The organism is Microbacterium sp. H6, from assembly GCF_003314775.1.
In the GTDB taxonomy this organism is placed as follows: Bacteria; Actinomycetota; Actinomycetes; order Actinomycetales; family Microbacteriaceae; genus Microbacterium; species Microbacterium oxydans.
Window position 1 is genome coordinate 351 of the sequence record NZ_QOAY01000279.1, and the last position, 5,008, is coordinate 5,358.

Consider the following 5,008-nt stretch of genomic DNA (forward strand, 5'->3'; position numbering starts at 1 on the left):
CGAGGGTCTCGAGGGTGGGGACGTCGCCGGCGGCGGCGAGCACCACATCCGGCTCGGTGCCTTCGGTTTCGGTGCCCGCCCACGGCAGGATCCCGAGCCCGCGGGTGCAGTGCTCGATCGCCTCGTCCATCGTCAGCCACTGCGGGGCGGGCTGCTTCCCGGCGACGACGACGTTGATGTACCCGGCCGAGCGCAGGCAGTGGTCGTAGGTGGACAGCAGCGTGTTCGCGTCGAACGGCAGGTAGACGCGGACGATGTCGGGGCTCTTGTTCAGGGCGAGGTCGATGAACCCGGGGTCCTGGTGAGAGAACCCGTTGTGGTCCTGCCGCCAGACGTGGCTGGAGAGCAGGTAGTTGAAGCTCGGGATCGGGTCCCGCCACGACACCTCCCGGGCCGCTTCGAGCCATTTGGCGTGCTGGTTGAACATCGAGTCGACGATGTGGGTGAACGCCTCGTAGCAGTTGAACAGCCCATGCCGGCCGGTAAGGACGTAGCCCTCGAGCCAGCCCTGGCACTGGTGCTCGCTGAGCACCTCCATCACCCGCCCAGTCGGGGCCAGGTGCTCGTCGACGGGCTCCACGGCCGCGTTCCACTGCTTGCCGGTGGCCTGGTAGACGGGTGGGGCGAGCCGGTTGGAGGCGGTCTCGTCCGGGCCGAAGATGCGGAAGTTGTCCGGGTTGTCCCGGATCACCCCCGCCAGCCACTCGCCCAGCACGCGGGTCGCTTCCCCGGTTCCCGCACCCCGCTCGGCCGGGTCGACCGGCTGCGCGTGCTTGTGGAAGTCCGGGAGCCGCAGCGGGACGGTGAGTTGTCCGCCGTTGCCGGCCGGGTTCGCGCTCATCCGCCGATCCCCGTCCGGGGCGATCGCGACCGTGGCCGGGCGGGGGGCGCCGGTCACGTCGAACAGCTCGTGCGGGCGGTAGGACGCCAGCCAGTCCTCGAGGATCCGCAGGTGCTCGGGATTGTCGCGGACCTCGGCGAGCGGCACCTGGTGTGCCCGCCAGGTGCCCTCCACCGGCAGACCGTCGATGATCTTCGGGCAGGTCCACCCCTTCGGGCTGCGCAGCACGATCGCCGGCCACGCCGGCCGCCCCTCCAGCGTCCCGGCCGCCGCGGCGGCCTTGATGTCCGCGATCTCATCCAGCACCGCATCCAGGACCGCCGCGAACGTCGCGTGGGACTCCTGCGGGGTCTCGCCATCGAAGCCGACCGTGACGACGTGGGGGTGATGGCCGTAGCCGCGCAGCAGCGCGACCAGCTCTTCCTCGGGGATGCGGGACAGCACGGTCGGGTTGGCGATCTTGTACCCGTTCAGATGCAGGATCGGCAGCACCACCCCGTCATGGGCGGGGTTGAGGAACTTGTTGCCGTGCCACGCGGTCGCCAGCGGCCCGGTCTCCGCCTCCCCGTCACCGATCACGCAGGCGACCAGCAGGTCGGGGTTGTCGAACGCGGCCCCGTAGGCGTGCACGAGGGAGTAGCCCAGCTCCCCGCCCTCGTTGATCGACCCGGGCGTTTCCGGGGACGCGTGCGAGGGGATCCCGCCCGGGAAGGAGAACTGCCGGAACAGCGCCCGCAGCCCCTCTTCGGTGCGGTCGATGCCCGGGTAGCGTTCGGTGTAGGTGCCGTCGAGGTAGGCGTTGGCGACCATGCCGGGTCCGCCGTGCCCGGGCCCGGTCACGTACAGGGTGTTCAGGTCGCGGTCGCGGATGGCGCGGTTCAGGTGGGCGTAGAGGAAGTTCAGGCCCGGGGTGGTGCCCCAATGCCCCAGCAGCCGCGGCTTGATGTCGTCCCGGCTGAGGCGGTGGCGCAGCAGCGGGTTACCCTGCAGGTAGATCTGCCCGATGCTCAGATAGTTCGCCGCCCGCCACCACGCATCCACCGCCGCCAACTGCTCGGCGGTGGCATCAGTGGTGCGGTGCGCCCACGCGGGGGGTGCCGGTGTGGGGGTCATGGTCGGTCTCCTTCCGATCCGCGACCGCTCGGGTCGCGCCAGGTGCGAATGACGGTGGTCATGGTGTTGCCGCCGGGATGAGAACGGTGGCGGTGGTGTCGCGGATCCAGACCACGCCGCGGTCATCGACCAGGACGATCGCACCGTCCCCGGTGACCCCGAGGGCTTGGACGGTTCCCGTGGTGGTGCCGACGTTCTCCCAGCCGGTGCCGACTAGGCGTCGCAACGTCCCGTCGGTGTCCACTCCGACCACCCCACCGGTTGGGTCGGTCTCCACCAGGTACAGCACTGGCGCGTCCGGCGCCGGGGTGAAGGTGGCGCCACCGTCGGTGCTGTGCTGCAGCCCGTCCTGGGTGGCGGCGTACAGGGTGCCGTCGGTCGCGGCGGCCAGGTCGACGGCGGGCAGCTCGGCACCGTCCGCCCAACTCTGCCCGCCGTCGCTGCTGGTGCGCAGCAGCAGCCGGGAGGATCCGATCCCGTACAGGGTGCCGTCGCCGGTGACGGTGAGGACGTGGAAGTCCTCTTCCCCGGTGAACGCGACCGGTTCCCACGAGGCGCCGGCGTCGAGGCTGCGGATGATGCCGAGGTTGGGGGCGCCGAGCTCCGCCGGGGTGGACGGGCCGGGGTGCCCGGACGCGTAGAGGGTGTCACCGGTAGCGGTCAGTCCCATCGCGTCCAGGTCGATGCCACCGACCGGGCCGGTGACGGTGCCGTCCTCGCCCAGCGTGTACAGGCCGGTGTGGGTGCCCAGCAGCACGGTGCTGTCACCGGCGTCGACGATGCCGTGCACATGCCCGAACCCGGCCGCGGTGCCCGCGGGGGCATCGGGCTCCGCAGGGGTGGTGCTGCAGCCCGTGAGCAGCAGCGCGACGGTGACGGTGGCCGTGATCGCCAGTCTGCGGGTGGTGGGAGAGATCATGAACGGAGGTCCTTTCCGTGCGGGTACGCCGGATACCGGTGACCGCACAGGGGTCGAGGGTGGGGCCTCGGACGGGACCGGCATCGGGAGCGCGGGTCCCGTCCGAGGGGTACCGGGTCAGAGGCTGGCGAGGATGTCCTGCATCGTGGTGATCTCGGCGGTCTGCCCGTCGATGATCTGCTGCGCGAGGGCGGCCACGTCCGGGTTCTGTCCGTCGGTGAGCACCGACTGCGCCATCGTCACGGCGCCCTGGTGGTGAGCGATCATGCCGTTCAGGAACAGGCGGGTCGCCTCGACCCCGGTCGCGGCATCCAGAGCGGCCATGTCGTCCTCCGACATCATCCCGCCGCCCATGTCCATGCCGTCCATCCCGGACATGGAGTCGTCGTACGGGACGCCCCACTCCTCCAGCCAGCCCTTCATGGTCTGGATCTCCGGGTCCTGTGCGGCCTTGATCTGCTCGGCGAGGGAGACGACTCGCTCGTCGATGCCGTCTTTCGCGAGGATCTGATCGGCCATCTCGATGGCCTGCTGGTGGTGCGGGATCATCATGGTCACGAACATCTCGTCCGCGGCGTTGAACGCGGCGGCGGACTGGGAGGGGGCGGTGCTGGTCATCCCCCCGGGTCCGTGGTCCATGCCGGGCATGGTGCCGTCGGTGGGGGCGCAGCCGGCGAGCACGAGCACGGTGGCCAGGGCGCCGGCGGTCAGCGTGAGAGTACGAAAACGCATCAGGGGTGTCCTTGTCTATTCAGTCGGTGAGGGTCTGATTCAGTGCCCGGGAGGGCAGGGTGCAGCATCCCCGGCAAGGGTCGCCGGGGTTCAGGCGGAATCAGGTGCGACTGATGGACAGGACAAGCAGTGAAGGCGGGCGGGGATGCGGCAATCCGACCAGCAGAGTCCGGGTATGGGAGCGCGAGCGGGCTACGGCGTATGTGAGAAGGGCACGGGACGTCGGGGCGAGCAGGACGATCACCGCGGCCAGCAGCGCCAGCACGCACACCATCATCAGCATCGAGTGATCCGGCATCCCCGCAGGGCTGCCGCACCCGTCCTGGCAATGCCCTCCAGCGCCCTCCGCCGCAGCTGCGGTCATCGGCGTATCGTCGGCGGCGGCTGGTGCGGAGCCGACCTGGCTGTGCGTGCTCATCGCGCTGGTCTCTGATGCCAGGGCGGGCTGGTGGGAACCGGTCAGGACGTGCATGGACAGCAGCCCGGTGATGATCGCCAGGGCGATCGGAGCGGCCAGCAGGAGCCGTCGCACCCCGGGGGTCAGACGCGCGTGCGAGCGAATCACGTTCACGACCGACCTCCTTCCCGTCCAGGGTAGCGGTGCCTTGCCTCCGCGACACGGTCAGAACACCACGCACGGGAGCGGGTGCCCCCTACCACTCAGCATATACCCATCCGGGGTATCCAGGATGGGTATCGCTTCGGGGATGGCTACCCGCCCGGGGTATGCTGGGCGTGATCGAGGAAGGGGCGTCGACGGTGAACCAGGTGGTGGCGCGACGGCGGGCACTCGGGTCCCGGCGTGCCCTGTGGTTCTACCTGGCCGCGGTGACCGCGATCATCGCGGGGCTGCTTGCGATGCATTCGCTGAGTCTGGAAGAGGACCAGGCGGGCACTGTCGTGTCCGCCTCCGCAGTCGTTGCGGCCCCCGATGCCGCCGCTGATGTCCTGGTCAGCGGGGTGGTGACGCCCTCGTGCGATGAGACGGTCTGCGGGACGTCTCATGCTTTCGCTGCCGTGACGTGTCTGCTCGCGTTGCTGACCCTGCTCATCCTGGTGCTCCCGGCCCGGGACGGGTGGATGTCGCTGCTGGCGTGGCTGCGATCCCTCCCCGGCAGGTCGAGCTCGTTCACGTCCGGGTCGCCTCTTCTGCGGCCCTCCCTGATCGTGCTGTCGATCAGCCGCACCTGATCAGCACCCCGCCCGCGCCCGCCGCCTGAGCCGCCGCCGGCGCGTGATGTCGCCGACGGTCCACGATGTGCGGCCCGCAGGCGAGCGCGACCCGTCTGCGGCAGCGCCATGGGTGATCCGATCCCGGATTCTCGCCGTGCACTCCGGGCCGCGGCTCCCGGTTGGACCGTGTGACGGCGACCGTGCGCACCTTCATCGTCCCCCTCATCCAG

General features: G+C 70.2%; 5 protein-coding genes. 1 reads left to right on the forward strand and 4 read right to left on the reverse strand.

All coding sequences use genetic code 11. From position 1 onward, the window contains the following. The 4 genes from DSP71_RS18195 to DSP71_RS18210 form a co-directional block, all read right to left on the reverse strand. Positions 1-1,954, reverse strand: a 1,954-nt coding sequence (locus DSP71_RS18195; RefSeq protein WP_258546538.1) for a phosphoketolase, incomplete at its 3' end; no start/stop codon positions are given. 58 nt (positions 1,955-2,012) lie between these two features. Then, positions 2,013-2,873, reverse strand: a complete 861-nt coding sequence (locus DSP71_RS18200) for a F510_1955 family glycosylhydrolase (RefSeq protein ID WP_060959933.1) — start codon at positions 2,871-2,873, stop codon at positions 2,013-2,015. Between the two features lie 117 nt (positions 2,874-2,990). Continuing rightward, on the reverse strand, positions 2,991-3,605 hold the full coding sequence (locus DSP71_RS18205) for a DUF305 domain-containing protein (protein ID WP_056207384.1): 615 nt from the start codon (positions 3,603-3,605) through the stop codon (positions 2,991-2,993). A gap of 100 nt (positions 3,606-3,705) precedes the next feature. Beyond that, positions 3,706-4,176 (reverse strand): DUF6153 family protein, encoded by a 471-nt coding sequence (locus tag DSP71_RS18210; protein WP_036286051.1) that lies wholly within the window; start codon positions 4,174-4,176, stop codon positions 3,706-3,708. A gap of 164 nt (positions 4,177-4,340) precedes the next feature. On the opposite strand from DSP71_RS18210, the gene DSP71_RS18215 reads away from it, so the two are divergent. Then, the gene (locus tag DSP71_RS18215; RefSeq protein WP_056207388.1) at positions 4,341-4,796 is read left to right on the forward strand and encodes a DUF6153 family protein; all 456 of its coding nucleotides are present in this window, start codon (positions 4,341-4,343) and stop codon (positions 4,794-4,796) included. The last annotated feature ends 212 nt before the right edge of the window (positions 4,797-5,008 follow it).